A 26,180-nucleotide genomic window follows, 5' to 3' on the forward strand; every position below is an offset into this window, starting at 1 on the left:
CCTACCGCTCGATGTTCTGCACGCTGGACGATAGCAGCCTCAGATTGTTGACCACGGTCGGATCATTGGGCGCCAGTTCATAGGCCTTGAGGAAATTGCTGCGCGCGTCCTGCAGCTTGCCGCGCAACAGATAGGAATAGCCGACATTATTGTAATATTCGGGCGTCGCACCCAACAGCTTGAAGGCCCGGCCATAGGCCCGATCGGCAAGGTCGAAGCGATGGATCCGGTCGCAGGAGGCGGCCAGTCCCATCCAGGCGCCGCCATCATTGGGGGCAAGCTGCGTCGCCTTGAAGAACAGTGCGCCGGCATTGCCGTAATTTTCTGCACGAAACTGGTTCTTGGCCTCCGCGACCGCTTGGTCCGAGGCGTAGTATTCAACATCGCCGACCGTCTTCAACCCGTCGAACGCATCGCCAAAGGACGTTACGTCGCCTTTCGACGGCTCGTTGGTTCGAACGACGCCGTCCGCTCCGTTCGTCTGGCAGCCGGCGAGTGCCGCCATGAACAGGCAGGCCACGATTGCAATTGGCCTATTCATACAATCTCCCCGAGTCCCCCGACCGATATTAAGAACAGAGCATATACGCACCTAGAAGAAAATGCCCTTCATGCGAATGATCACCGGCAGCATGATTACCATCATCACCACCGGAAAGATGCACAGGCCGAGTGGGATCATCATTTTGACAGGCAAGGCGTTGGCGCGCTCTTCAGCCTGCAGAATCCTCTGGCTGCGCATCTCCGCGCTGTAGACACGCAGGGCGTCAGTCAGGCTGGTGCCCAGTTCTTCGGACTGCCGGAACAGCACGGCCAGCGCCCGCGCCTCGTCAAGGCCAATGCGGTCAGCCAGTTCGCGAAGCCCTTCCCGAAGTGGCTTGCCGGCGCGCAGTTGCAGATTCATGATCGTCAGCTGAATCCCCAGCCATTTGTGCGTGGCCGCAAGTTCCTGGCTTACCCGTTCGACCGCGGCCTCGAGGCTCATACCGGCGTCGGCGCAAGTGATCATCATATCCATGAAATCGGGGAAGGCGCGACGATAGATCTGTTTCTGTGAATTCTCGAACCGGTCCAGCATGATGCTGGGAATGACGATGCAGCCTAACCCAAACAAGGCCGAGCCCCCGAAAGTTAGGAATCCGGGCAGTCGTGGCGGCAGCACCCACGACAGCAGGGCATACATGGCCAGAAACCCTATACAAACCGCGCCGAGGCGACAAATCGTGTAGACGACAGGTGCACCCGCTCGATAAAATCCAGCGCGGAAGAGTTTCGCCTCCAGAGCATTGGGCTCGCTGCGTTCTTTTTCGATCGACTTGAAGTAAGCGTCGACCGGCTTCTGCGCCGCGATCTTGGCCAGGCGGTCCCGTCCCAGGATCGATCGCGGATCGACCGAGCCTTCGCCCAAAAGGCTGTCCGCGACCAGCTTTCGCGTTTGCAGTGCCGGCAGGAAGACCAGCGCCGCAAACAGGAACAGCGCCACCGCGGACGCGAAGACTGCGATGGATACAAAAAAGGTCAGGTCGTCGGTGTTCGAAAACAGATTTATGACTCGCTCCTGTCAGAAATCGAAATTGACCATTCGGTACATGATAAAGTCTCCCAACAGGGCCCAGCTTCCACAGATGACGAATGCAGGCGTAATGAGAGGACTGCTCCAGACTTTGCCGTAGTAGCCGGGCGCGATCAGCCAGAGCGCCCCAAACATGACGAGCGGAAACAAGGAAATGATCCAGGCCGAGGCCCGGCCTTCGGCTGACAAGGCCCTGATCTTCAACCGCAGTTTCTGGCGTTCCCGCAGCACGGTCGAGAGATTTGCCAGGATTTCGGTAAGATTCCCGCCGGTCCTCGCCTGAATAGAAAGCGACACCGATAGCAGATTGAGTCCCTCGAAGCCGACCCGTTGCGTTAACTTTCGCACGGCCTGCTCCATGCTGAGTCCGAAAGTAATCTCGTCGGCGACGATGCCGAATTCCGTGCCAAGCGGATCAGGTATCTCGCGGGCGACGAGGCCTATCGCAACTGAGGCAGGATGCCCTGCGCGCAATGAACGAACGATCATGTCCAGTGCATCGGGCAATTGCTTGGCGAACTTCTTGATCCGTCTGTTACGTGCCCGGCGCAAAACAAGAACAGGCAAGGCAAAGCCCACCACGAGAAAGATGATGAAGGCCGCCGACGCCGATACGTGAAGGAAAAGCCAGAGGAGCAAAGCCAGCGCCAGGCCGGCCAGAAAAAACGAGGCTGCAAAGGTCATCGGGTTTCCGGTAATGCCGGACTGGGTATAAAGCCTGTTCAGCGAGACAAAGCCGAAGATGAAATCTCCTGAATCAGTCAGGCCGCGTTCTCGCAGCAACCCTTGCAAGGTTTTTTCCGCGGGCGCTTCATCAGCGAGACGACGGAGCCGGTGGTTCACCGCCACGAGTCGGGAGCGGCGACCGGCCAGAGAAAGGTAAAGGGCTTCGCCGGCAAGGATCACCGAGGCTGCCGCAAGCATGTAGATAAAATAAAGCAGCGCCTGTCCACTAAGCATCAGAGGGCGACCTGCGGGTTGAAGGCATCCTTGCCGAAATGGAGCCCCAGCGTTGCGGCCTCTGGCGCGAAGCGCGGGCGGACACCGGTGGCGCGAAAATCCCCTATGATCATTCCATCCGCAGCTACATCGCGCCTCACGAAGTGATAGATTTCCTGCAGTTGGACGACATTGCCTTCCATCCCGGTAATCTCGGAAATCGACGTTACGCGCCTGCCGCCATCGGCGAGCCGCTGCGTCTGCACGATGATGTCGATGGCCGAAGCGATTTGTGCCCGGATGGATTCGTGCGTCATCGGCATGCCGGCCATGCCGACCATCTGCTCCAGACGAGAAATAGCGTCGCGAGGCGTGTTGGCATGGATAGTGGTCATCGACCCCTCATGGCCGGTGTTCATGGCCTGCAGCATGTCAAAGGCCTCCTCGCCGCGAACCTCGCCGACGATGATGCGGTCCGGCCGCATGCGAAGCGCGTTCTTCAGCAGTTCGCGTTGACGAACCTCGCCTCTGCCCTCGACATTCGGTGGCCGCGTCTCCAGACGGCCGACATGCGGCTGCTGCAGTTGCAGTTCCGCCGCGTCCTCGATGGTGATCAGGCGCTCTCTGGCCGGGATGTAGCTTGAGAGCGCGTTGAGCAAGGTCGTCTTGCCGCTGCCGGTGCCGCCCGAGACCAGGATTGACTTGCGGGCCTGGACGGCGATCCGCAGCAGCTCGATCATTGGCGGGCGTATCGAATTGAACGCCATCAGGCGCTCAAGCGAATAGGGATTCTTGGAGAATTTGCGGATCGACACCAGCGGACCATCTACAGAAATCGGCCGCACCGCGATGTTGACGCGCGAGCCGTCTGCCAGGCGAGCGTCGACCATCGGCGCCGATTCGTCGACGCGCCGGCCTATAGCCGAGACGATCTTGTTGATCACACGCAACAGATGCGCCTCGTCGCGGAAACGGATTGCCGTCTCTTCGATCACGCCGCGCCGCTCGATGAACACACGGTCGTGCGTGTTGATAAGGATATCGCTGACGGAATCGTCCTTGAGCAGTGGTTCGATCGGCCCGAGGCCTAGCATCTCATCAGCGGTGTCGCTGGTTAGCTGGTCGAGCTCGCGGGCGTTTAGCGGCACGGCACGAGTGCGAACGAACTCGCGAACGATCGGGCGAATCTCGTTGAGGATCTGGTCCTTGGAGGCTGTTTCAAGAGCGGAAAGATTGAACCTGTCAATCAGATGTCGATGCAGCTCGACCTTGAGCGTCAGAAAATCGTCGCCATGCGGTTCGACTTCAGCCGACGGGGCTGGTGCCGACACGCTTGCTGGCACCGGCGCTAGCTGCTGCAGCGCCTTCGGCTCACTCGGTCCCTTGATAAACCGCCCCAGCATAATGCCTTATACCCCTAGAGCCCATATGAGCCGAAACTAAACGTTAACCAAGCGGCGCACAAGCGTCAGGGCACCTCACGTGAGGCCAATACTTTCAACATAGTTAAGGAGTCCGGCAGAAAAATATCGATTTATTTCCGGCACTCGCGCTGCCAAACACGAGTGACGCACTAAGCTTTCACGTTACCGGCGCCCCTTGGGTGACCTGACACGGGGCATCCTCTTCACAAATGCTACAACGCCTTAGATATAAAGGAATATGCCATCTGGCTAAAGTACGTATGCCTTGATTAGCTCAGAGGGGCAATTGTGAACGAATGGTTAAGAACGCTTGAAAAATTAGACGAATCAAGCTCTTGCTAGAAATTGAGGTCACGCCGAATTTGCAAATTGATGTATTAGAAGGTTAAAGGACCGTTAATCCCGTTTGACTCTCCAATTTCTCGGGACCTAGGATTGAGGTGACGGGGGATGCTTGGGTATGGAGTTCATCCTTGGCTCTGTCTCGTCGGGTTGAAACCTCCAGAGGGAGAAATTGACATGAAAAAGCTCATGACAATGACCCGGCAGTTCCGCGACGACGAAAACGGCGCTGCTATGGTCGAATATTCTATTCTGATTGGCATTATCGCAGTGGCCTCTATCGGCTTCATCATCGGCATCGGCGGGTGGGTTACGGGCCGCTTCACCGGCCTTTGCAGCGCCATGGACGCCTCCGGTACCGGATCTTGCGCCAGCGGTGCCGGTTCTTGATCGATTGATCGGCATCAGGCCCGGGTTGTCCAGACCCGGGCCTGAATTCAGTCGTGGCGGGCGAATTCCCGCTCTATTGGCTGGGGGCTTGGGTTATGCGCGCCAACACACTTATCATGATAGTTCTCGCCGGCGTCTTCGGGGTGCTGGCGGTCGTGCTGATCAACATCTGGCTCGCTGGCCAGCGTAGTGCTTTGGCTCAATCAAACGGCAAAGGCAATACGATCGTTGTCGCGGCACTGCCGCTGAAGTTCGGCGACACATTGAGCGCCGACAAGTTGCATGAGATCGCTTGGCCCGCGGGCGCAGTCCCGGCTGGAGCGTTCAAGACCACCAAGGAAGCCTTGGCCGGCAGTGGCGCAAGGCAGGCGCTGCAAGCGATCAGCACCAATGAGCCGATCCTCGGCAGCAAGATCACCGGTCCAGGCCAGCGCGCCACACTTTCGGCGGTGCTGGGTGAAGGCATGAAGGCCGTATCCATCCGCGTCAACGACGTGCTTGGCGTTGCCGGCTTCGTCTTCCCGGGCGACCGGGTTGATGTGCTGCTGACGCGCTCGGTGCGCGGCGATGACGGTGCGGACAAGAGTTTTGTCGACGTTCTGCTGCAGAGCATGAAAGTGCTCGCCGTCGACCAGGTCGCTGACGTGAGCAAGGACAACCCGACGGTTGTGAAGTCGGTGACGCTTGAAGCCACCACAAAGGACGCGCAGAAACTGACGCTGGCCGCCGGTGCGGGGCAGTTGTCTCTTGCACTGCGCCAGGCTGCCGCCAATAAGGGCGAGACAACCGAACGAGTCACGCTTTCCGACCTGAATGGCGAGACGCCGGACGATGTCGCAAAGAGGCAGGCCGAACTGGACAAGCAGGCCGCAGCCGACGCAGCCGCAGCCGAACGCCAGCGCGCAGCTGACAAGATCGCCGGATTGGAAAAGGCCGTGGACAGGGTGGGAAGCCAGCTCGACGAGTTGAGCAAGGTCAAGCCGGTGCCGGCCGTGGTGACGGCACCCGCATCAAAAGAAGTCGTCAAGGAAGTTATCAAGTATTTGGAGCCGGAACCGCCGAAGAATGTTACAGTGGGCGTCTTTCGCGGCGTGAAGCTTGAATCCTATGACGTGCCGCGACAACCATAAGGGATGCGGCGAAGCGGGGCAGCCGGCGGCAGCAGTTTGGGAGATGGGGATGCAGGGGTTTTGGATGAGGGTAGCGGCGGCCGCACTGTCCTGTTTGGCTGCGCTGCTGACGTCTAGCCTCGGGACTGAGGCAGCCGACCGTTTCATCGACGTATCGAACCCGAGCGTCCATCGCATCTTCCTGCCGACGTCACAGTCTGTGACGCTACAGGTGAGCGCCAATCTCGGCGATATCGTTGTCGGCGACGAGAAGATCGCCGATGCCCAGCCCATGACCGACCGAACGCTTTATGTCATCGGCAAGAGCGCCGGCACCACCACAGTCAATCTCTTCTCTCCGGAAAAGCGCTCGCTCGGCGTCATCCAGATCGAAGTCGGCGTCGACGTCAGCGACATGGCGCAGGCGATCCGCCAGGTGGCGCCCAGGGCGCGCATCGAAATCGGTTCGATCAACGGCAAGGTGAGGCTTGGCGGTCACGTCAAGGACGGCGCCACGCTGGCGTCGATCCTGGAAGTGGTACAGCAGTATGGCCCCGACGCCATCATAAATTCCGTCATCGTCGACGACAGCCAGCAGGTCAATCTCGAGGTGCGCGTGCTTGAGGCCAAGCGCAACGCCGGCCGCGATCTCGGCGTTTCAATCAGGAGCACGAATGGCAGTGGCACAACCCGTACAGGGACAGGCATTGCCGCCGCCGACAAAGATAACGTAGTGCTTGGCCCGGGCGATCTGCTCAGTGGCCTACTGTCGACCAGCAATCCCTTCGCGGCACTGATTACCCGTGTCATTGACAGCAACATCAAGGTCGACCTGATCATTGAAGCGCTTGAGGCCAAGGGCGTCGTGCGCACGCTGGCAGAACCAAATCTCACCACTCTGTCGGGTGAGCCAGCCAGCTTCAACGCCGGCGGCGAAGTGCCTATCCGTGTCGTGGGCAATGATGGCCAGATAACCATCACGTATAAGCAATTTGGCGTCAATCTGCTGTTCACGCCGGTCGTACTCGACGACGGCAAGATCCATATGAAGCTGGCGCCGGAAGTGAGTGACCTCACCGGTTTCACCACCGCCGGCGACCCGATCTTCACCAACCGCAAGCTAGAAACCGTCGTCGAACTCCGCGACGGCCAGAGCTTCGCGGTCGGCGGGCTCCTGTCCAGCAAGACCACCAAGTTGCAGAACCAGGTGCCGTGGCTGGGCCAGGTGCCGGTCATCGGTGCGCTGTTCCGCAATTCGAGCAACCAGAAGGAAGAGACCGAACTGGTGGTTATCGTCACGCCGCACATCGTCCGGCCGGTGAAGCCTGGCGAGCAGCTGGCGACCCCGTTCGACAAGACACGGCCGGCCAATGACCCGGAGTTCTTCATCCTTGGTCAGCTCGAGGTGAACAAGGACATGATCCGAAAATATGAAACGGGCGACGGCGTCACCGGCCCCTATGGCCACATGCTGGACTTCAAATCGAAGGACAAGATGCTCTATGTCAAGAAATAGCGCCTTGATCCTCTTTCTGTGCGCCGGCGCCCTATCGGGCTGCGCCGCGGACTATCTGAACCACTACGACACGGTGACGCTCGCCGCCGGCGACACGCAAAAATTCAATTCGCTGGCGCAGACGGTGGATCCGTTCAATCCGAACGCGAAGAACACACATATCGAAGGCGACGGCGCCCGGGCAGCCGCTGTTGCACAGGGCTACAAATTTCCACCGCCACCACCGCCACCGCCTGCGATAACGGTCAATGTCGGCGGGTCGGGTGTGACCAACGGAGCGAATTGAACAGAAGGATGCGGTTGCATTGCGCCGGGCGAGCGAGGGGCCCGGTGCAAAGGAAGCAGAGAGTAAGGTCATGTTGGGGACCATTAGGGCGTTCTGGAATGATCAACGCGGCATAGCGATGATCCTTGTCGCAATCATGCTGCCTGTGCTGGTTGGGCTCGCATTGCTGGCTATCGACATGAGCCGCGCCACTGGGCTGCACAATGATCTTCAAAAAGGTGTGGACGCGCTTGCGCTTGCAGCAGCGGCGGAACTCGACGGCAATTCGGATGCGATCACCCGGGCCAACCGGGCGGTAGCCAATCTTCTCGCCAACACAACGAAGTTTTCGACCGCAGGCGACCACACGCTTGCTCTGTCTGACGTCACGGTAAAGTATTTGACCGGGATTCCCGCCAGTGACAGCACAACGCTAACCGCCGACGGCGTCGACTCCAACGGGGTGACCTGGGCCAGCACGGACCCCAAGGCTGTGAGATTTGCCGAGGTGACGATCAACGCCTCCGGTCTGGCGGACGGCGCGGGCGCTTTCGAAACCATCTTCCCAGCCAGCGTCGTCGGCAGCAACAACAGGATGGACTTACAACCGCAGGCGGTTGCCGGGTTCACCAACGCATTGTGTCAGTTCACGCCGATGTTCATCTGCAATCCTTATGCGTCGCTTGGCGCCCTGCAGACGGCGCTGTCTGGAACAAAGAAGCCGATGATATGGCTCAAGGAGCAGACCGGCGGCAATAACGCTCAATATGGGCCTGGCAATTACGGGTTTCTGTCTTCGCCTGAGGGGGACAAGTCGGCGCAAGCACTGACGGAAATGTTCGCGGTGACCAGCCCGCCCGCCTGCTACGATCAGAACGGGGTCAAGACCCGCCCAGGCAACGTTACTCCGGTAAACGACGGAATCAACACGCGTTTCGACATTTATCCCAATGGCAACAGTGGCAAGCTGGTCCCCTCAAGCGCGCCGCCCTCACCGAATGTTCGCAAGGGTATGGTAACGAAGAAAACTGGCAACAATTGCACCTATGAGGCCCCCAACAGCGGACAGGAAAGCAATTATAAAAAGCTCCCCAAGGACAATTGCTTCACCTCTGGGAGCTGTACACAAGCGGGCGTGCTCGGTGACGGTTCCTGGGATTTCAACACTTCCGCAAACAGCTACTGGCCGGTCAACCACGGCAATGCCAGCACATCCAGCGTGTTGGCTGCATGCGGCGCCAGCCCCAGCCGGTACTGCGTATATAAGTATGAGATCGACAATCCAACTTTGAAGAGCGGCCAGGAGAAGACACCGCCGCAGTGCAACACAACCACGCAAACCGCCGACCGTCGGCTAATCTATGTTGCAATCATCGACTGCGTGGCCAACCAGGTCAAGGGCGGCAATCAAACGCTGCCAGTGCAGGCCTTCTCCAGCGTGTTCATCACCGAACCGGCCGGTGGTCCGCCTAACGCCGACATCTACGGCGAGATCCAGGATATCAGCACTACCGTCGGCCAAGGCACGCTGAAGAAACTTCAGCGCAACGAAGCGCAGCTTTACCGGTAGAACCATGCTGGTCGCGCTCAGGAAAATCATTCGACATTTCAAGGGCGACGAGGATGGCGTCGCCCTGGTGGAGGTGGCGATGGTCACACCATTTGTGTTGCTGTTGGCCGCTGGCGTGTTCGAATTCTCCAACATGCTGAACACACGCATGCTCCTTGACGCCGGCGTAAAGGATGCGGCCCGCTATATGGCGCGCTGCAGCAGCGACTGGGATACTTGTTCGGGGTATGCAAAAAACCTTGCAGTGAATGGAGCCATATCTGGCGGCAGCGCAAGGGTGACGGGATGGACCACAGGCGAAGTCACCATAAGCAAGTCATTATCTACTCCAGCGATTGATTCCGGCACCGGCACTGAGCTCTACCTCAGCAGCACCGCCAACGTCGATGTGGTGCAGGTCAGCACATCATATCCGTATGCGGGTGTAGGGTTCTGGTCTTATCTCGGTTTCGGCCAGATCAGCCTATCGGTATTCCATCAGGAGCGTGTTCTAGGATGGTGATGCTGCGGCGCAAATTCTGGGCAAGCGAGTCCGGCGCGACGATGGTCGAGATGGCCATCGCCATGCCGCTGCTGCTGACGCTGCTGCTCGGCTTCGTCGACTTCGGCTATGCCTTCTACCAATGGAACGCCGCGAACAAGGCAGTGCAGGCCGGAGCACGGCTGGCGCAAATTTCCGGTCCGGTCGCCAGCGGGCTTTCACTCGAGGCAAAAACGCCAAGCGACTCGCTGGACGTCGGCAAAGCGGTCCCCGCCAACACGTATAATTACATCTGCACGGCTAGTGCCGCGGGAGTTGCCTCCTGCACCTGCGGAACGGGCGCTACATGCCAGGACCTCACGGCAAGTCAGGCTGCCTTTGACTTCATTTACACTGGCAGCGGCAGCCGGTCTGGAATGCACACGTTCTTGCCGATGCTTCCAAAATCCGAGGTGAGGATACAATACCAGGCCTCAGGCCTCGGATATTGGACGCGTCCGAACGGACCGGTGCCGACCATTACGGTCAGCATTGTAAATCATCAATTCCAGTTCTTCTTCCTGGGCGGACTACTCGGATTCGGAAACCTCACCATGCCCTCCATGCTGAGCACGGTCACGGGCGAAGACATGAAGAGCAGCTATCCATGAATGCCATCAACACCAAGGTCACACCGACCAAGCGAAAGCAGGTGGCGCTGTTCTCGTCGGATCCGAATTTCAAGCGCGATGTGGCGACGCGGCTCGACGCGCTGGCGATCTACGACGTCAGGGTTTCCGAGACGAGCGATTTCCTCAGGGGTCCTCCCGCGGATACGCGCCCAGGCATCGTCATTCTCGACCTCGGCAATGGCGAAATGCTCGGCAGGCCGGGCATCGTCGAAGCACGCGCCCTTTGGGCGACCGTGCCGCTGATCGCGGTCTCCGACGAGCTGTCGTCGGAGCAGACGCGCGTGCTGGTGCGCATGAACGCTTCGGACTGGCTGCACAAGCCGCTCGACGGCAAGGAACTGCTCAACGCAGTGACTTTCCACGACACCGGCAACCAAGGGACGAAAAGCCGTATCGTCACCTTCATCAGCGCCAGCGGCGGCGCCGGCGCGACCACGCTTGCATTGTCGGCGGCCGAATTCCTGGCGTCGAAATCGAAGGAACGCGGGGCTTCCACCTGCCTGGTCGACCTCGATTTCCAGAGCGCCAATTGCGGCGCCTATCTGAACCAGTTCAACCAGTTCGATCTTGGCGGGATCATCGGCCAGCCGGAGAGGCTCGACGTCGAGCTGATGGATGTCATCAAGCTCTCGCGCCCGTCTGGGCTGACGCTCTATTCCTTCGAGAGGCCGCAATTGCCTTTCGAACCGCAGGGCAGTGATTTTGTCTTCCGGCTGCTGGACCTCGTCGCCTACCGGTTCGACGACATCGTCATCGACCTGCCGAACATCGAGACGCCTTGGCACAATTCCGTGCTGTCGACGAGCGATGAGATATTCATCGTCTTCGAACTCAACGTCGCCTCGCTGCGGCAAGGCAAACGGCTCTACAAGAAGATCCGTGAGTTGCGTGGCAATGCTGTCAGCATCACGCTGGTCGCCAACAAGCACAAGCGCAAATGGTTCGGCAACCACTTTTCGCGCAGCGAACTCGAAAAGATCTTCAAGGCGCCCCACATCAAGTCGGTCACGCTGGACAATGCGCTTCTGTCCGATGCCTTGAACCGTGCTATCCTGCCTGCCGAGGTGGATGGGCGTGCGCGCTTCAACAAGGACCTCAAGCGGATGTTCAAAGAGCGGCTCGATGACGCTGCCAAATAGGGGGCGGCCAAGTAGGTATCGGATTGGCCCGGGATTGGCGTGCGTCATGAGCATTGCGCTGATGATGCTGGTCCAGGATTTCGCCAGCGCACGATCGGCACTTTCGGATCGGCCGCCGCTGCCGGCAATGGGACCCAGCCTGCGCAAGACTGTTGCCTTCGAGACGACAGAACAGCCCGGAACAATCGTTATCCGCAAGGGCGAGAAAGCGCTTTATCTGGTGATCCGACAAGGCCAGGCGCTTCGCTATCAGATCAGCGTCGGACGGGACGGCTTTGGCTGGACCGGGGTCGTCAAGGTGGGGGCGAAGACCGAATGGCCGGAATGGCGGCCACCCCGCGAAATGCGCGCCCGCCAGCCGAACCTGCCGCAAATGGTGCCTGCAGGTCCCTACAACCCACTCGGCGCCAGGGCGCTCTATCTCTCTCGGGACGGGCGTGACACGCTCTATCGGATACACGGAACCAACGATCCCAAGGGTGTTGGCTTCGATGGAACATCGGGGTGTTTTCGCCTTACCAACACCGATGTGATCGATCTCTTCAGGCGCGTCGCGATCGGCGCAAAGGTGGTGGTTCAATGACGATGATCAGCGAACCGGATATGCCGGCAATCGAGATTGGGACAGCAGCCCGCATTGGAGAGCAGGCTGTCGTTGGGAAACCGCGCGACAAAAGCATTATCGGCGCGGTCATCATCGGCACGTCCCTGCTCACTTTGGTGAATATGATAGCCGCGGTTTATCTCTACCGCGGCATCAGCGATATGCGCTTTCTGGAAGGGCGCCTGGAACAACTCGGGACGTTCGAACAACGAATCGGCAGCCAGTTGGATACGGTCAACAACGGTTTTCAGAGCCGATTTGAAAAACTGGACAGTCAGCTGCAGAGCAGCTTTGGTGAAATCAACCGGAGCATAGCCCGGCTGGAACAAAACCAGCCTATTGTCCACGACGAAATCACGTCGAGCGCAGCGGAACCTTCCGTCGACACGACCAGCAGCATGGCGGAGGCGCCTGCTGTTCTCGATGGTGAAGACGCGACCGAGCCCAGCGTCGTCGATACACCGCGTCCGCCCAAAAGGCGGATTGCAGCTGCAGCGCCTGCCCCAAGCTCCAACTACCAGCGAATTGAGCAGGCCGACGGCAAGGTTTACTACCGGAAGATCAACTAACGCCGGAAAAATGGGGCTGCCTTAGAGATCTCGCTGCAGAGCAACAAGCCTCGCGGCCAGCGCTCCGGATCGCTCTCGAGCTTCCCTGAGAAAGACAACATGACAGTAGGCGCATGCTGTCAGACCCAGGACCAGCACAAGGCTGTTCTTCAAGGTGAAATCGACCATTAGCGAGAAGGGAAGCCCCCCGGGTACCGTGAATGAGGCGATCGTGCTCGCTGTTTCGGAATGGCTGGTGACAGCGATCATCAACCCGGCGAAAAGCAGGGCGACGTGATTGGCAAGAAAGAAGAAGGCAGCTGACTTTCTTGTGCGGCACGCCGTCCAGCAAACGATCGACGCGGCAGCCAGGATGGAGGCATCAACGACCATCGACCCTCCCAGACAGACATCGACCTGTTGCCAAAACATCGTCGACAGCGGCCTTAGTTCAAGCCAAACCCGCCACATTGTGGGGCTGGCCGGATATGCTCCCAGCAAGAATGTCGCCATGCGCTCCCCTGCAAGGATCAGCAGGATCAGCGATGGGAAGGCAAAGAGCATTATCGACTTGCGCTTCATGTCACCCTCAACAATCTTGCCTTCAAGATAGATTGCAGAGATTACGCGAGGCTTAACGGAGCGGTGGTGATTCTGTGGTGGCGCGGCCAGTCGGGCATGGCAGCCTGCAAGAGCCATTCGCGTATGGCGCAGCCATTAGAGCGGTTCACGACTTGATGGAATCGAAGGGGATCCCCGCTTTGTCGATTTTGTGATTCAAGATGCTGGCTGGAGTGGAGGCCAGCATCTGATGACTCGACCCCTTTCCAATGATCTTCGCGAGCGGGTTGTGGCGGCGGTTTTGAGTGGTGAAAGCCGCCGGTCTGCCGCCAAACGGTTCGGTATTTCGGTTTCGGCCGCGGTGAAGCTGTTGCAGCGCCATGGGACTACCGGCCCGGTGGCACCGGGCAAGATGGGTGGGCATCGCAAGAGGGTGCTGGAGCCGCACCGTGCCTTCATCGAGGCGCGTATACGTGGGACGCCACATCTGACGCTGCACGGTCTGAAGGATGAGTTGGCCGGTCGCGGGGTCAAGGTCTCGCACAGGGCAGTGTGGCTGTTCCTGCGCCGCGAGGGGCTGAGCTTCAAAAAAAACGCTGTTCGCCCTTGAGCAGGCGCGCACTGATATTGCCCGCAGGCGCCAGCGATGGCGATCTTGGCAGACCGGCCTTGATCCGCAGTGCCTGGTCTTCATCGATGAGACGTGGATCAAGACCAACATGGCTCCGCTGCGAGGCTGGGGGCCGAAGGGCAAGCGGCTGCGCGGCTTGGCCCCGCACGGCCACTGGCGCACACTGACCTTCCTTGGCGCGCTGCGCTGCGATCGGCTCGCGCCTTGCGTCTTCGATGGGCCAATCAACGGCCAATGCTTCCGGGCCTATGTCGAGCAGCAGCTCATCACCGTGCTGAAGCCCGGCGACATCGTCCTCATGGACAACCTGGGAAGCCATAAGTCGGCCGCCATCAGGCAGATGATCAAGGCTGCCGGCGCAAGGCTCTGGTACCTGCCACCTTACTCTCCCGATCTCAATCCAATTGAGCAGGCCTTTGCCAAGATCAAACATTGGATGCGCCAGGCTCAAAAGCGCACCGTCGAGGACACATGGCGTCACATCGGCCACCTCGTCGAAACCATCGAGGCAGCCGAATGCAGGAACTACTTCGAAAACGCCGGATATGCTTCCGTCAAAACGTGAAGGGCTCTAGTTGTTTTGGCTGAGGACGAGCGTAACCACCTTAGGCTCGGCTCGCTGCAGACATCGTTCCGGAATATTGGGCCACATCGCCTTGGCGCATCGCTGATCTTCGCCTCGGGCCGTCGCAAGCGTGAGTTCTGCGTTACCGGCTTCGTCTGCGGTCGACAGGAATACCTGCGTGGCGAGCGCAGTCGCCATAGATACTTGGACGAGGATAAGGGCGTAGGCAAATCGTCTGATCATCTGCTCGCAACGTTCAATCCGCGAAGTGGTTCCAACGTCGCGACCCGCCGATGTAAACCCGATCACGATTCTCGAGCCTGCGCCCTGCCCGTCCTCAGCTTTCCTAAGGACAACCCTTCGTCATCTCCTAGCTCCACCTCCTGAGGCAAGATCTCACCCATAGATCCTATCCAAAACCGTTCACTTCCAGACCAAGGCAAGGTTTGCCTCAACGGCCGATATGAAGCGGTGGGTTCAACCGGTCATCGCAACACGTTCCGTAGGCTATCGGCCGGCGTTTCGAAGTCCAGGGTTTTTCGGGGGCGCTGATTGAGACGCAGAGCGATGGCGTCGAGCTGGTCCTGCGAGGCTTGGGAAAGTTGGTTGCCCTGGGGAAATACTGCCTGAGCAGGCCGTTGGTGTTTTCGTTGCTGCCGCGTTGCCAGGGATTGCGCGGATCGCAGCAGTAGAGTTCGGCCTGGAGGATGATACCACCCCCGAACAGGCGTCATCGATCATACAGAAAGATGACGCACGACAGTCGCCAGTGATCGGGACCGACGAGACCGCGAAACAGATAGTCGCTCTGCTTCAGCGCGTCTCTCGCTGATTTCGTCAAGTTGCTCGCTTCGGGGGAGCTTCCAATCCTAGACTAGAAGACTGATCGCCAGCGAAAGCGACGGCATCTGCTTCATATTCGAATGCTCGGGAATACGTTTCACCGTTCCTCCCTATGATGCGAACGACCCACTCGCCCAACGAATGGCGGATCTCTAGGAAGAGGGAAGACGAAGACGGCGGTCGGTACGTGACGCTGTCCAATGCCCTCGGGAGGCCTGTCCCGCCAAAATCGGCTCCATCATCGGAGGAATGAACTTCACGCATGCACTGACTCCCGAGACCGCGAGTCAATTAGCGCGTGCTTAATTAGTTCCGGAGCGTTTTAACGAATCGTTGACCGCGCTGTCCCATTATAGGACGGCGCGGTCAAATCCCAACCTTGGCTGCGCAGGCGGCTTCGGCATTGAGTTCCACCCCGAACTGTCGGAGCCGCCACCCACATTCCACAATTTACCAGCAATGGTTGAATCAACCGTTACTGCACGTGCTTTCAATGGCGCTTCCCTGATCGTTAGACTTTGACGGAACAAACAGGGGATTCACAGGTTCGGCGTTCCGGACTCGACCGATGGAAGCGATCTTCGATGACATCGCCAACGCCCTCAGAGCGCCCCGCCAGGACGTGTGGCGCCCTGTCCGCGCCTTCGCCATCGATATGGCAGGCAAGCTGTTCATGGGCCTCGCTATCGGCCTAGGTGTTGGCTTTGGAATGGGTGCTGGCTGGTTAGCGTAGATCTGCCCCGGCGATGCGCTGCGTGAATGCCCGCTCGACTCCAACAACAGCCTCATCGTTCGTTTCGACTGTTCCGCACGCGCCGCCGTCATCGCAGGTCCAGAACCAAGTGCCTGCGGCTGGGCCGTGCATCATCTTCAGGATGCGGCCGACCTTTTCCTGCTGGAAAGCTGCGGCGAAATCGAAGGGCGCCGTCTGCCCTCCTATCACGGTCCGCGACCAGGCCAGCCACACGCGAGCACCCCGGCCGAGCACGAAATTGAACGCCTCATCCTGCTTCTCGAACGTCTGAAGAATTGCACTGCCGTCGACGACCTGAAAGCCTCGTTGATAGGCGAAGCGGACGGTAAGGCGATCAGCTGCTGGCATGGCTCCGAATATCCTTCAATCTTCCTCGCGGAAATCCTGCAGCGATGCATGACGCAGGTCATCCTCGCCGCGCAGGTGCTTCACGCGTCCAATGAGGCCCGGCTTGACCCATTGCGTCGCCGGCCGCTTCATAATGCCCTTGTGCGCCGTGGCCGTCACCCGGATTCGGGATCGAGGAAACCTTTTCCAAGCTTCGCTGTCAGGGTTCCATGGCCCGCTTCTTCTTCGATCTAACCGACAACGGAACCCCTTACCCGGACACCGAAGGCACCGAGCTTGCAAGTCTGGACGCGGCTGAAGATTAGGCGGCAAGGGCGCTGTTTGAAATCGCAAAAGAACAAATGGGCGGCACATTCCGCCAAGTCGCCTTCCGAGTTCATGACGGCACCAGCATTTCGCTGTTTGAGGTGAAAGTCACGTGCGAGGTGACGCGGGCTGGAGATTCCGATGCCAGACTGTTGGAAGCCTGACGACTCATACCTCGAAAGCGCTCGCCGGAACCAACGCCGGACGGTCGGCGAACTCAACTCCCTACTTACGACCATAGACGAGACACGCCGCGTCCTGGCTGCGTCACGGAAGCTCTTGGAACAGATGGCCGAACGCGAAGACCCCCCGCTGCCAGGTTGAGGCGGCTTCTATGGGAATCCGCTCATCTTGACGCCAGAGCAGCGCTGGCAGGTTCATCAACCGGCTACCCTCAGAAGCAGTGCGACACCGACCCCATAAGGGATGAACACAGCCGCCAATGCGACCCAGATGCCCGGATCGGCGAGACGTGCATTTCCTTGCGAAGTTGTTCCACACGACCCAACGGCAAAAGGCCGGCTGTGTTCCCAAAACTGAAAAGGCCGGCGCACACAAGCGGTCGACGGGCATTCGGTTCCATTGCTAGATCACCAGCAAGCGCGCTTACCTGCAGCGGAACCTGACGGCCACTACGACCGTTATTTGAAAGGACAACGAAAGGAGATCGCCATCATGGACTGGAACCGCGTCGAAGGAAATTGGAAGCAATTCAAAGGTAAGGTCAAGGAGCAGTGGGGCAAGCTCACTGATGATGATCTTGACCGCATAGCCGGCAACCGCGATCAGCTCGAAGGTACGATCCAGGAACGCTACGGCATTGAGAAGGATCGCGTGCGGCGAGACGTTGACGACTGGTATGGTCGACAAGACTCGTAGGATAGGACAGTTGAACCTAGCTAAAATAAAGGCGCAGTCCACAAACCGCGCCCTTTTAGTGTTCCCGTGCGACGTTCGGCTCGACCTTGAACAATCGATTTTTGGGAACGTGTCGGCTTCCAGTTGCGTTGATCTTCGCAATGGAGGTCGTAGCAATGTCCATCCACAAAGAAGACTATCGAACGAACAAGGCTGACTACCTGATAGCGAAAAGGCCAGATCTGGTTCAGCGGACGAAGCCGAAAAAGAAGATATTGCGGAGTGACGATCAACGTTCCGCAGAGGTATTAGACGACCCCTCTGCGTTATCCGAGAGGCCAACCTCAGGCCGTTGGAAATCGTAGAAAGTCAAGAGGAACATTTTAGCGATATTGAATGTTCGACTGTCTATGAGCAGCCGTACCGTGCTCAGCAGACCAACCCAGAGCAGCACGAGCCCTACTGAACTGGTCGCGTGTGCGACTTGCCGCAAAGGCAGATCTTAGCGAAATGGCCATCAGCGATCTTGAGAACGGATTCAGGAAATCGCGTCCCCACAACATCGCGGCGATCCGCAAGGCGTTTGAAGACGCCGGAATCGTCTTCACCGTCGAAGGCACTCCATCGCTAGCCCGCTCAGAAGGTGATAGCGGCCTCGCCACCGACAATAGACAGTGGCGCCGGCGGCAGAGAAAATAATAAGGCGAAAAGCCTACTCAGGAGCGTCTTAGGCTCGGAACTCATACCGGAAGGCTCGCAATGCGGAGCCTGATTTACGGCTTTGAAGATTGCCGATCTCGTCGACCAAGGTCAGGCCGCAATCTGCGATCGAACTCTATGGGATGGAAGCACCGACCGCCGTGGCGCACTGCGCTTTGGAGGCACATTTCGACGGCCGACCAAATGACTTCCGCTTTTGGTGCGATGTCTTTCACCAACTGAGAAGACCAAACTGACGGAACTTTTGCCGCGGAATCGTGTTCGTTCGAGCATGACCAGAATAGCAGACCTTGGCCCACGCATCCCCGGCAAACCACATTCGCCGGCAGACGGACAAGACCCGTTTCGACCTATGGCCCGATATGCGACCAGCAGGTTGACCGCCGCGACTTCCGTCAAGTGATGTGGCACGAGCAACCAGATCACGAGCCGCTTGAATTGGACGCTTGGGAGCGCGCGAAATGCCGAAATACCATGTCGAGGAAATCGCCGGCGAGACCGTGACGGCCACCCACATCGTCAACGCGACAACGCCGATCAGGGCGGCTCGGGAAGCGACCGAGCGCGACGTCACGCTGCGCACCAGCGAGCCCATCTGGATCAGGGTTGCCGACGAAAAGCGCGGCCACATATTCGAGTACAGCTTCAGCCTGTAGTTGGCGATCCAACTCGGCTCGGCCAGCTGAGTTTTGGATGGCATACCATGCCCTCAACCTCGATACGCAAGTTCGACTATGACTCGAACACCAGGGTTCTCTCGGTTTGGTTTGTAGCGAGCGGGAAGCATTACGAGTTCTTGGACGTACCTGCTGAGGCCGTTGCTGCGTTCAAAGCTGCCTTTGCCAAGGGCGTCTATTTTAACAGCCACATCCGCAATCGTCATGCATTCCGGCTCGCGCCAGGGAGGGCAGCAGGCTCGTCGGGCGGTTGACACAATTTTCTAATCCAAAGCGGCCCGCGCCACCTAAAAAGGAAAGCGCGGACCCGATCAGATGCAGCCGCCGGGCGGACCCGGCGACGTCGACTGGATTGCTGCCGCCGCATGAGACCCCTCAAGGCGTGGCCGGCGCCAGCTTGGCGGCTACTTGGTCGATCTTGTCGGCAAGCACGCCATTGGCCCAATCTGTCACCTCAGGGTCAACCGGCTTGTTGGCCATTTGGGCAAGGGCTGCATCGATCGATGGGACATTGGCGGCGGCGTCAGCGGCGGCGGCCTGAGCATCGGCCGCGGCCTGAGTGGCGTCATCGAATGCTGTCTGTGCTGCATCGAGGTCGGCCTGCGTAGGGACATCTTCGGGCGGGGTATTCGGGTCAGCCGCTTTCGCATTCAGCGCGTCGAGCGCCGCTTTGGCGTCGGTAACCGCCTGATTAGCGGCATCGAGCGCCGATTGAGCGTTCTTGGCTATTGCCGACTGTGTCACGAAAGCCTGCACGCCAGGTAATCGGGCGGAAACACTTACCCAACCGTAGGGTGGGGCCGCTATCTAAAAGCCCGCCAACCTTTCGGTGGGCGGGCCTCCACTGTCGGAACTGGAGAGTGTCATGTCGACAGCTCCGGCACTTGCGAACGGTTTGGTTAGTGGCGCCAGATCAGCAGGCAGAGCTGGCGCAGGTCACGATCATAAACGCCCCGGCTCTCGATCACGTCGATGCAGCGCTTCTTGAACCGAGTGATTTCGGCGCTCGACATAGCGTCGACAATGCGAGTCAGATCCGTATTGGTCGGATTGTCGGGGGACTCGGTTCCGACAGTGGCACCGCTCGTGCCAATGGGTGCAGTGGTTCCGTCGTCGCCAACTGCGGCGTTCGCCGGCATGGAAAGATTTGCGAGAACGGCTCCAATGGCCATGCTTCCCACCAGGATCTCAAAAATCTTTGTCATAATGCGCCTCCAAGGATGTCAGCCCCTTTTCCAAACCAAGGCCGGCGGTGTTTTAGCTCGCAACCAGCGCGACGGTGTGGTCGTTGAGTGCTTGATTGGGTATTGATCGAAAAACGGGAACGCGATCAGATAGGCGTATCGGCGGTAAGATGTGCCATGCGGAAACCTCCGCTGTCGGCATTAATTATGATCGTGACCACGACATCCTCCAAACCAGATCCGGGTGAAGGTGCTCAAAGACATAGCTCACTAGAAAGCACGAGTAGATGAATAAATGTCTAAAAACTCCATACCTATTCTTGGCAATGACAGTGACGAAGTGAATTGTGTTAGGCGTTCTTAGCCGTGTTAACCGTTGACAAGCGTGAGGCGAGTTCCTGCGGTATCGCGTTCAGCTCCGCCTTTGCGGCGTTAGGATGCGCGCCTCTCGCAAAAGCGATGACCAGTTGTGGAGCTGCTATTTGTTCTCCTCGCGGAAGTCCTGCAGCGATGCATGCCGCAGGTCATCCTCGCCGCGCAGGTGCTTTACGCGGCCGATCAGCCCCGGCTTGACCCATTGCGTCGCAGGCCGCTTCATGACGCCCTTGGGCGCCGTGCCTGGGTGCTCTTGGACGCGTTTCCATAGCCTCTCGCGCATTTCCCGGTTCAAGGTGACGAACGCGCTGCCGACATAGCGCCCTGTGCCCCGCTCGGCCATGAGAGCGAAAGCCGGCTTGCCCGCTTCACGCTCGACGCCGAGCAGATCGAACTCGTCGATCGCATAGCACTTGGCCTTCAGCCAGTTGGCTGACGGACCGCTGCGGTATTTGCTGTCCTTCCGCTTCGACACCATGCCTTCAAGTCCGGCTTGGTCGAGCAAGTGGAGGATCGCCTTGGCTTCGCCGGGCAGAGGCTCGCTGAACTGAATACGCCGCCCGGGCTTGATCATGCTGGCCAGGATCTCGCGCCGCACCTCAAGCGCCATGTCGCGCAGATCGTGCCCATTGAGGTGCAATAGATCGAAGGCGACGAAATAGAGGTCTTGCTGTCGGCGGGTGATCGCTTTGCGCAGATCGCCGAAGTCCGAAAGGCCAGCTTCGTTCAAGACGATGATCTCACCGTCGACAATCGCGCTTTCGGCACCAAGACTCTTTGCCTCCCCCACCAGGTCGCGATATTTCGCAGTCCAGTCGTGGCCGTTGCGCGTATAAATGCGTGTGCCGTCTTCATCGATGATCATCTGCGATCGGTAGCCGTCGAACTTGACCTCGTGGGTCCAGCCTTCACCCTCGGGAGGCTTCTCCACAAGGGTCGGCATCAACGGCTCGATGAACTTCAAACGCATGTACTGACCACCCTCCGGCGATTCAATAAGATGAAGCTAAAATAGTTCCGAAACCGGAAATCAGCCTCTTGGGTGCAACAAACAAGTCAACTCGGCGTTGCGGGATGAGCGAAGGAGGAATCGATATGGCCGACGACAAGAGCAAGCGGGATTTTCGTGATCGGGACCGTGTCTCGGCCGATGAGGATTATGAAGTTGAATATTTCGCAACAAAGACCGGCATCACAACCCAGCAGGTCAAAGAGCTGATCGCGAAGCACGGCAACCAACGCGAGACTTTAGAGCGGGTAGCCAAGGCGCTGCGGAAACAATGACCAGGCTATCTGATCTCGGCAGACCACTAATCGGGCACCGACATGAAGGCCCGCCCGCGAGCGAACTCGCGCATTTCCTCCCCTGCCCGGTTTGCGGGCAACAGATTGATATGCGCGATTTTCGCCAGGTCATTTATCATGCCGATCCGGAGCACGAGCCGCTCGAACTGGACGCTTAGGACCAAAAGTGCCGAAATTCCACGTTGAGGAAATGGACGGCGATACCGTGACGGCTACCCACATCGTCCATGCGACAACGCCGATCAGGGCGGCGCGGGAAGCGACAGAGCGCGAAGTCACTCTGCGCACCAGCGAGCCCATCTGGATCAGGGTTGCCGACGAAAAGCGCGGCCACATATTCGAATACAGTTTCAGCCTGTAGCTGGCGATCCAACTCGGCTAGCTGAGTTTTTGAATGGCATACCATGCCGTCGACCTCGATACGCAAGTTCGAATATGACCCCAACACTAGGGTTCTGTCGGTTTGGTTTGTAGCGAGCGGGAAGCATTACGAGTTCTTGGACGTACCTGCTGAGGCCGTTGCTGCGTTCAAAGCTGCCTTTGCCAAGGGAGTCTATTTTAACAGCCACATCCGCAATCGTTATGCATTCCGGCTTGCGCCATGGAGGGCATCAGGCCCGACGGGCGATTGACAGAGTCTCAGATCGAGTGGCCCGCGCCATCCCAGGGGAGCAACTGTGCGAACTGGCCCAGGGTCCGAGGGCAAATGAAAACGCCCGCCGGCCGGGGCCAGCGGGCGCGTATTATATTAAGCTAGGTGCTGGGCCTATTTGCCCATCATCATCGCAGCTTTGCAGAAGTTCTCATGGGCCTTCGCAATATCTGCGTCAGCGCAGTCCTTCATCACCGCGTCCTTATCCTCCTGAGACATAGCCGACCAAGCGGTTTTCGCTTCGGCCTCAGACTTCATGGTCTTCATGCTGCTGTCCGTGAAGAAAGGAGACATTCTTGCAGGATCGTCGAGCGCAGACGTGCCAGTGGAACTGCCGGCAAAGGCCGATCCGGTCATCAGGGCAAATGTCGCGCCGAGAATGAGCATTTTCGAATTCATCAAAATTCCTCCGAATGCAACTGCTTTAATGCAGCCGTGCTAATTCAACGCTTGCGGGTAGAAAGGGTTTCCAGCCAAATTGAAAATTGTAGAAATTGCTACCGATATTTCGTCGTCAACCTAGGAGGAATTGGCCCGCAAGTTCGGTCAAGGCGGCCGGCCACCATCGATGCTGCAATTGCCTGGCCGGTTGCCCCGGACTTGTTCAGGGATGGCCCGCGCTTGCTTCCGAGCGCGGGCCGACCATGATGAGTGAGGGCCATCTTGGTCACCGGCAGGACCGCTTAAGAACGAGCCGGGTGTGACTGAACAGCCTCAGGGCGAGGATGTTCCCGACTGACCCAAAAAAGCCCCCCAGCAGTTGGGCGTGCTTGTGGGGCTTAACCGCACCGATATTGGATAAGTCACGGCTGATGGGCAAACCCACGGCCAGTACTTTCCGTGCAGGTGGACAGCTCGCCGGGCGAAGACCCCAACCACCTCGATCCCGGCGAGCCTAGACCTGATCAGAGTACGCGATCAGGACCGGGGATCAGCCGGCGATAGTGGCATGTCTTGCAGGTCAAGCATTGTGAAGCACAGCTTCCTGATCGGACCTGCTGCCGTGTCGAATGGAGTAGGCGCGAGTGATTTCCGCACCAAAAAGAAAAATCTCCGCCGAGTAGTAAGCCCACAACAGGATGACGAGCAGCCCACCGGCGGCCCCATATGAGGCCGCGACCGCGCTGGAGCCTATATACCAACCGATAAGCAATTTCCCGAGCGTGAACAGGGCAGCGGTCACAACAGCGCCAATCCAGACATCCCGCCATTCCAGGGTTCGATCAGGCAAGATCTTGAAGATGGCAGCGAAAATAGCTGCGAGGAGGACAAAAGAAACGACCGCGTTGATAACGCCCAGGACAAGTGTCCCGAACGGCAACTGTGCCTTGATGAGGTTGCCTAGGGCCGAAATCGCCGCGCTCGCGACTAGAGAGACGAGCAACATGAAGCCAAGTGCGGTGACCAGTCCCAGACTTACCGCACGTGCGCGCACCAGGCGCGACAACGAACTGCCCTGCGCTTCGACCTTCCATATCATGTTCAAGGACTGCTGTATTTCGCCGAAGACCCCGGAAGCGCTCACAAGCAAGGTGATGATGCCGATCACCGCCGCCCAGGTGCCGCCGGATGGCTTTTCGGATGCGCTCTTCAGTGCGGTTTGAAGGATGTTTGCGCTTTCTGTACCCATCATCCCTGTGATTTGGGCGGACAATGCCGCTTGCGCTGCCTCGTGACCGAATGCGAGACCCGCAATTGCAACCACGATGAGCAGAATTGGCGCCAACGATGTTGTGGCATAAAAAGCGATTGCTGCGCCATGGCTGAGAGCGTTGTCGTTGACGAACCCAACGACGGCTTCTCGCACCATTGCCCATGCATTTGTGATCGCGCGATGCATTTTGCGCCCCAGTCGAATTGGCGTTCACTAGCAATGCACCAGCACATCTGATGTTCCGGTTGCGGGCTGTGGCAGGAGTTTTCGCACCGACTTCCGCGGAGGGTCGCCGGCATAGAACTTCCGCTCCGATGCGCTGGCATCGCCTTCGCCCCCTTTCGGGACGCGCATTTGATAATGGTTTTCTCAAGATCATTTTAATTCGTTCGGAAACCATAGAAGCGGAGGCTGGCTCGTTTGCACCGACAAGGACAACAGCACGGAGGAGGTGTTGGAGCGTCGTAGACGTTCGCCCTGTTGAGCAGCAGCCAGCCATAAGCGATCTAATAGGTGCGGCGCCGCCGACGCGATATCGTGGGCCGGTGCGGTCCGAGCCCCCCGACCACAGGCTTAACGAGTCCATAAGCAAGCGCAATTCGGGCTGACCCGCGACGCAGAAAGTTCGAAAAACTTCCAGGAACCCCAGCCAAACAATTGATCAGGCAAATCATGAAGTTAGCGAACAAGGCCGCGACCGAACCGTGTTGCATCGGTTTTCCCGCTCTGTAACGCGCAAACCCTTGCATTCCGGGCTTGTCCCGTCCTGTACCTTGTTGTCATTGCAACATGACTGCAACACGGAAAGGCGGATTGTTCCCGTCATGTTCGCCAATGAAGGCGCGCGCCACCCATAGCCGATTGCGGCGCCAATTCTTTCCTGCAACTATCGGCAGGTCCGTGGACTTGGACGCGACATGGAGAGAGCTATGGCTGACAACAAATCAAATCGGGGAAAGCAAGATCGGGCCAGGGTGTCCACCAGCGAGCCTTACGAGGTGAACTACTTCGCCCGGAAGCACGCAATCACAAAGGATATGGCCTTGAAAATAATCAAGGAAACCAAGGGCAACAGGGACAAGGCAAACGCCGCCGCTGAAAAGCTCAGGTAAAGAAACGCGACATGACAACAAAAAAACCCGCCGGAATAGAGAAACCCGCCGCTGAGAGGGGGCCCAGGGCGGCGGGTTTCTTCACCTTGAATAGAGCGGCCACTTTCCGGAGAAGACCGCGCACGACATAAACCCGCAGAGGCGGCTCCTTGTTCCACACAATTTTAAGAACCAGCCTGTCGAGGACTACATGGTGCTAGTAATTTCATCTTAGGGCCGCTCTCCACCAGCACTTCCTGAGATTTCAGATCCTCGCCCCAAATCACGGTTTCACCGTGGGTGTCCGGGCATGGCTCTGCGTCCGCGCCTTCCTCGTCGTCGACGTTGTCCAGCTCTAGATCATCAAGGCAGCCAAGCGACGGCTCATCGTCTGCCGTTTCCTCCAGATCGCAATCAGCCTGCATGAGATCCAGTGCCGTTATCAGGCTCATGGCACGGTCTAGGAGGTCGTTCAGGCGCTTTTCTACGGACTGGCGCCATATGCGCGCGTCGGTTCCCTGCGGGCATCCCATGGGCTTTAGAACGCGAAGGGCGGTCATGACACGCGCTCCAGATCAAGTAAGGTCAGCGCCGTCATCATTCATCACGGTGTCTGGCGCTACCGGCAGCGGGACATAGTGGGTGTGGCCGCGTGCCTCGTGATGGCCGGCATGAGCGCCTATATGCCGTTACGCTAGCGCCTTTTGGTGAGGAGACATTGGGCAAGCATTTCCGCGACGAAGAGATCGAGGAATTCCTAAAAGCCTACGTCGCGAGGTTCCCGGACGCCGTAGAGCGAATGGAACATGTCATGTTGAATCCATTCGACGATAATGACGAACTGATGTCCCAGAACTTCCGCGAGATCTATCACGTCGCACAGTCGATGCAATTCTTCACGGCATACGCGGCGCATGAGCCGAGTGCGATCCATCATTTGGTCAGGGACGTTGCGAGACGTGTGTCGGATGGGCTTGGCCCTATGGGATCGAGAAAAATCAAATATTGACGCGCCGCCTGGCTGAGGCCTGGATAAGCAAGATGCCCCACCGGAATCAGCCGGTGGAGCTCTTAGATCAGCCCAC

The 26,180-nt window shown here is 58.4% G+C and carries 36 protein-coding genes and 1 pseudogene; 23 read left to right on the forward strand and 14 right to left on the reverse strand.

Annotated elements, in window-relative coordinates; genetic code table 11:
• Position 1: 1 nt before the first annotated feature.
• From NKL04_RS08435 to NKL04_RS08450, 4 genes are read right to left on the reverse strand one after another with little or no spacing between them, the layout of a single operon-like run.
• Positions 2-541, reverse strand: a complete 540-nt coding sequence (locus NKL04_RS08435; protein ID WP_023701633.1) for a tetratricopeptide repeat protein — start codon at positions 539-541, stop codon at positions 2-4.
• A 51-nt stretch (positions 542-592) separates the two neighbouring features.
• Positions 593-1,543, reverse strand: coding sequence for a type II secretion system F family protein (locus NKL04_RS08440; protein WP_023701634.1), 951 nt, complete (start codon positions 1,541-1,543; stop codon positions 593-595).
• A gap of 18 nt (positions 1,544-1,561) precedes the next feature.
• A complete protein-coding gene (locus tag NKL04_RS08445; protein ID WP_023694794.1) occupies positions 1,562-2,533 on the reverse strand; it encodes a type II secretion system F family protein in 972 nt (323 codons plus the stop codon).
• Positions 2,533-3,915, reverse strand: a complete 1,383-nt coding sequence (locus NKL04_RS08450) for a TadA family conjugal transfer-associated ATPase (protein WP_023694793.1) — start codon at positions 3,913-3,915, stop codon at positions 2,533-2,535. Before NKL04_RS08450 ends, NKL04_RS08445 begins: the two co-directional genes overlap by 1 nt.
• A 540-nt stretch (positions 3,916-4,455) precedes the next feature.
• Between NKL04_RS08450 and NKL04_RS08455 the strand changes: the two genes are divergently transcribed.
• The 10 genes from NKL04_RS08455 (at position 4,456) to NKL04_RS08500 (ending at position 12,592) form a co-directional block, all read left to right on the forward strand.
• Positions 4,456-4,668: a Flp family type IVb pilin gene (locus NKL04_RS08455; protein ID WP_023694792.1), complete on the forward strand. Its 213-nt coding sequence runs from the start codon at positions 4,456-4,458 to the stop codon at positions 4,666-4,668.
• A 95-nt stretch (positions 4,669-4,763) separates the two neighbouring features.
• Entirely contained in the window at positions 4,764-5,798 is a 1,035-nt protein-coding gene (cpaB, locus tag NKL04_RS08460) for a Flp pilus assembly protein CpaB (RefSeq protein WP_023694791.1), read from the forward strand.
• Between the two features lie 49 nt (positions 5,799-5,847).
• Positions 5,848-7,293, forward strand: a complete 1,446-nt coding sequence (locus tag NKL04_RS08465) for a type II and III secretion system protein family protein (protein WP_023701635.1) — start codon at positions 5,848-5,850, stop codon at positions 7,291-7,293.
• A 4-nt stretch (positions 7,294-7,297) separates the two neighbouring features.
• Positions 7,298-7,579 carry a hypothetical protein gene (locus NKL04_RS08470; RefSeq protein ID WP_023694789.1) on the forward strand — a complete coding sequence of 94 codons (282 nt, stop codon included), beginning with the start codon at positions 7,298-7,300 and terminating at the stop codon, positions 7,577-7,579.
• 70 nt (positions 7,580-7,649) lie between these two features.
• Positions 7,650-9,128, forward strand: a complete 1,479-nt coding sequence (locus NKL04_RS08475; RefSeq protein WP_023701637.1) for a TadE/TadG family type IV pilus assembly protein — start codon at positions 7,650-7,652, stop codon at positions 9,126-9,128.
• A gap of 4 nt (positions 9,129-9,132) precedes the next feature.
• A complete protein-coding gene (locus NKL04_RS08480) occupies positions 9,133-9,630 on the forward strand; it encodes a TadE/TadG family type IV pilus assembly protein (RefSeq protein ID WP_023694787.1) in 498 nt (165 codons plus the stop codon).
• The gene (locus tag NKL04_RS08485; RefSeq protein WP_023694786.1) at positions 9,624-10,259 is read left to right on the forward strand and encodes a TadE/TadG family type IV pilus assembly protein; all 636 of its coding nucleotides are present in this window, start codon (positions 9,624-9,626) and stop codon (positions 10,257-10,259) included. Before NKL04_RS08480 ends, NKL04_RS08485 begins: the two co-directional genes overlap by 7 nt.
• Complete coding sequence (locus NKL04_RS08490; RefSeq protein ID WP_023694785.1) at positions 10,256-11,419, forward strand: CpaE/TadZ family protein; 1,164 nt, start codon at positions 10,256-10,258, stop codon at positions 11,417-11,419. The genes NKL04_RS08485 and NKL04_RS08490 overlap by 4 nt, the downstream gene beginning before the upstream one ends.
• On the forward strand, positions 11,403-12,002 hold the full coding sequence (locus NKL04_RS08495) for a L,D-transpeptidase (RefSeq protein ID WP_023701639.1): 600 nt from the start codon (positions 11,403-11,405) through the stop codon (positions 12,000-12,002). The genes NKL04_RS08490 and NKL04_RS08495 overlap by 17 nt, the downstream gene beginning before the upstream one ends.
• Positions 11,999-12,592 carry a hypothetical protein gene (locus NKL04_RS08500; protein ID WP_023694783.1) on the forward strand — a complete coding sequence of 198 codons (594 nt, stop codon included), beginning with the start codon at positions 11,999-12,001 and terminating at the stop codon, positions 12,590-12,592. The genes NKL04_RS08495 and NKL04_RS08500 overlap by 4 nt, the downstream gene beginning before the upstream one ends.
• Before the next feature lie 21 nt (positions 12,593-12,613).
• Here the strand turns inward: NKL04_RS08500 and NKL04_RS08505 are convergent, their stop codons facing one another.
• Complete coding sequence (locus NKL04_RS08505) at positions 12,614-13,153, reverse strand: hypothetical protein (RefSeq protein ID WP_023694782.1); 540 nt, start codon at positions 13,151-13,153, stop codon at positions 12,614-12,616.
• Positions 13,154-13,382: 229 nt separating this feature from the next.
• Here NKL04_RS08505 and NKL04_RS08510 point away from each other — a divergent pair.
• Positions 13,383-14,328, forward strand: a protein-coding gene (locus NKL04_RS08510) for an IS630 family transposase (protein ID WP_156939184.1) whose coding sequence is annotated in 2 segments (ribosomal slippage) — positions 13,383-13,718 and positions 13,720-14,328 — 945 coding nt in all. Because the reading frame shifts where the segments join, the coding sequence is not laid out codon by codon here.
• Between the two features lie 485 nt (positions 14,329-14,813).
• Here NKL04_RS08510 and NKL04_RS08515 read toward each other — a convergent pair.
• Positions 14,814-15,025, reverse strand: a pseudogene (locus tag NKL04_RS08515) (transposase); the annotation flags it as partial.
• Between the two features lie 714 nt (positions 15,026-15,739).
• On the opposite strand from NKL04_RS08515, the gene NKL04_RS08520 reads away from it, so the two are divergent.
• Positions 15,740-15,904, forward strand: a complete 165-nt coding sequence (locus NKL04_RS08520; RefSeq protein WP_023694778.1) for a hypothetical protein — start codon at positions 15,740-15,742, stop codon at positions 15,902-15,904.
• Here NKL04_RS08520 and NKL04_RS08525 read toward each other — a convergent pair.
• A complete protein-coding gene (locus NKL04_RS08525) occupies positions 15,896-16,273 on the reverse strand; it encodes a hypothetical protein (RefSeq protein ID WP_023694777.1) in 378 nt (125 codons plus the stop codon). The two genes, NKL04_RS08520 and NKL04_RS08525, sit on opposite strands and share 9 nt — an antisense overlap.
• Before the next feature lie 15 nt (positions 16,274-16,288).
• A complete protein-coding gene (locus tag NKL04_RS08530) occupies positions 16,289-16,432 on the reverse strand; it encodes a hypothetical protein (protein WP_023694776.1) in 144 nt (47 codons plus the stop codon).
• A gap of 50 nt (positions 16,433-16,482) precedes the next feature.
• On the opposite strand from NKL04_RS08530, the gene NKL04_RS32060 reads away from it, so the two are divergent.
• The 6 genes from NKL04_RS32060 to NKL04_RS08550 all read left to right on the forward strand — a co-directional run bounded on the left by NKL04_RS32060 (position 16,483) and on the right by NKL04_RS08550 (position 19,088).
• Positions 16,483-16,578: a DUF6894 family protein gene (locus NKL04_RS32060; RefSeq protein WP_023673382.1), complete on the forward strand. Its 96-nt coding sequence runs from the start codon at positions 16,483-16,485 to the stop codon at positions 16,576-16,578.
• A 676-nt stretch (positions 16,579-17,254) separates the two neighbouring features.
• Positions 17,255-17,458 (forward strand): CsbD family protein, encoded by a 204-nt coding sequence (locus tag NKL04_RS08535; protein WP_023673385.1) that lies wholly within the window; start codon positions 17,255-17,257, stop codon positions 17,456-17,458.
• Positions 17,459-17,914: 456 nt separating this feature from the next.
• Positions 17,915-18,136 carry an XRE family transcriptional regulator gene (locus NKL04_RS08540; RefSeq protein ID WP_245271435.1) on the forward strand — a complete coding sequence of 74 codons (222 nt, stop codon included), beginning with the start codon at positions 17,915-17,917 and terminating at the stop codon, positions 18,134-18,136.
• Positions 18,137-18,225: 89 nt separating this feature from the next.
• A complete protein-coding gene (locus NKL04_RS32065; RefSeq protein ID WP_502898777.1) occupies positions 18,226-18,393 on the forward strand; it encodes a Y4oE-related protein in 168 nt (55 codons plus the stop codon).
• Between the two features lie 225 nt (positions 18,394-18,618).
• The gene (locus NKL04_RS08545) at positions 18,619-18,813 is read left to right on the forward strand and encodes a hypothetical protein (protein WP_023691307.1); all 195 of its coding nucleotides are present in this window, start codon (positions 18,619-18,621) and stop codon (positions 18,811-18,813) included.
• 47 nt (positions 18,814-18,860) lie between these two features.
• Positions 18,861-19,088, forward strand: a complete 228-nt coding sequence (locus NKL04_RS08550; RefSeq protein WP_352581558.1) for a KTSC domain-containing protein — start codon at positions 18,861-18,863, stop codon at positions 19,086-19,088.
• 121 nt (positions 19,089-19,209) lie between these two features.
• Here NKL04_RS08550 and NKL04_RS08555 read toward each other — a convergent pair whose 3' ends face one another.
• The 3 genes from NKL04_RS08555 to NKL04_RS08565 all read right to left on the reverse strand — a co-directional run bounded on the left by NKL04_RS08555 (position 19,210) and on the right by NKL04_RS08565 (position 21,363).
• On the reverse strand, positions 19,210-19,578 hold the full coding sequence (locus NKL04_RS08555) for a hypothetical protein (RefSeq protein ID WP_156951542.1): 369 nt from the start codon (positions 19,576-19,578) through the stop codon (positions 19,210-19,212).
• Positions 19,579-19,733: 155 nt separating this feature from the next.
• Complete coding sequence (locus NKL04_RS08560; RefSeq protein ID WP_023691303.1) at positions 19,734-20,039, reverse strand: hypothetical protein; 306 nt, start codon at positions 20,037-20,039, stop codon at positions 19,734-19,736.
• Positions 20,040-20,496: 457 nt separating this feature from the next.
• Complete coding sequence (locus NKL04_RS08565) at positions 20,497-21,363, reverse strand: ATP-dependent DNA ligase (protein WP_352723497.1); 867 nt, start codon at positions 21,361-21,363, stop codon at positions 20,497-20,499.
• Positions 21,364-21,488: 125 nt separating this feature from the next.
• Between NKL04_RS08565 and NKL04_RS08570 the strand changes: the two genes are divergently transcribed.
• The 3 genes from NKL04_RS08570 (at position 21,489) to NKL04_RS08580 (ending at position 22,330) form a co-directional block, all read left to right on the forward strand.
• The gene (locus NKL04_RS08570; protein ID WP_023691304.1) at positions 21,489-21,677 is read left to right on the forward strand and encodes a DUF3606 domain-containing protein; all 189 of its coding nucleotides are present in this window, start codon (positions 21,489-21,491) and stop codon (positions 21,675-21,677) included.
• A 187-nt stretch (positions 21,678-21,864) separates the two neighbouring features.
• Positions 21,865-22,059, forward strand: coding sequence for a hypothetical protein (locus tag NKL04_RS08575; protein WP_155921714.1), 195 nt, complete (start codon positions 21,865-21,867; stop codon positions 22,057-22,059).
• 43 nt (positions 22,060-22,102) lie between these two features.
• Entirely contained in the window at positions 22,103-22,330 is a 228-nt protein-coding gene (locus NKL04_RS08580; RefSeq protein WP_081731378.1) for a KTSC domain-containing protein, read from the forward strand.
• A gap of 134 nt (positions 22,331-22,464) precedes the next feature.
• Here the strand turns inward: NKL04_RS08580 and NKL04_RS08585 are convergent, their stop codons facing one another.
• The gene (locus NKL04_RS08585; protein ID WP_023702887.1) at positions 22,465-22,749 is read right to left on the reverse strand and encodes a hypothetical protein; all 285 of its coding nucleotides are present in this window, start codon (positions 22,747-22,749) and stop codon (positions 22,465-22,467) included.
• Positions 22,750-23,311: 562 nt separating this feature from the next.
• Entirely contained in the window at positions 23,312-24,190 is an 879-nt protein-coding gene (locus NKL04_RS08590) for a YihY/virulence factor BrkB family protein (protein WP_352581561.1), read from the reverse strand.
• A gap of 743 nt (positions 24,191-24,933) precedes the next feature.
• Between NKL04_RS08590 and NKL04_RS08595 the strand changes: the two genes are divergently transcribed.
• Positions 24,934-25,116, forward strand: a complete 183-nt coding sequence (locus NKL04_RS08595; protein ID WP_023734668.1) for a DUF3606 domain-containing protein — start codon at positions 24,934-24,936, stop codon at positions 25,114-25,116.
• 164 nt (positions 25,117-25,280) lie between these two features.
• On the opposite strand, the gene NKL04_RS08600 is transcribed toward NKL04_RS08595, so the two are convergent.
• Positions 25,281-25,655: a hypothetical protein gene (locus tag NKL04_RS08600; RefSeq protein WP_023695062.1), complete on the reverse strand. Its 375-nt coding sequence runs from the start codon at positions 25,653-25,655 to the stop codon at positions 25,281-25,283.
• A 158-nt stretch (positions 25,656-25,813) separates the two neighbouring features.
• On the opposite strand from NKL04_RS08600, the gene NKL04_RS08605 reads away from it, so the two are divergent.
• Positions 25,814-26,104, forward strand: a complete 291-nt coding sequence (locus tag NKL04_RS08605; RefSeq protein ID WP_023695061.1) for a hypothetical protein — start codon at positions 25,814-25,816, stop codon at positions 26,102-26,104.
• The last annotated feature ends 76 nt before the right edge of the window (positions 26,105-26,180 follow it).

Source organism: Mesorhizobium sp. C264A, from assembly GCF_040324515.1.
GTDB lineage: Bacteria > Pseudomonadota > Alphaproteobacteria > Rhizobiales > Rhizobiaceae > Mesorhizobium.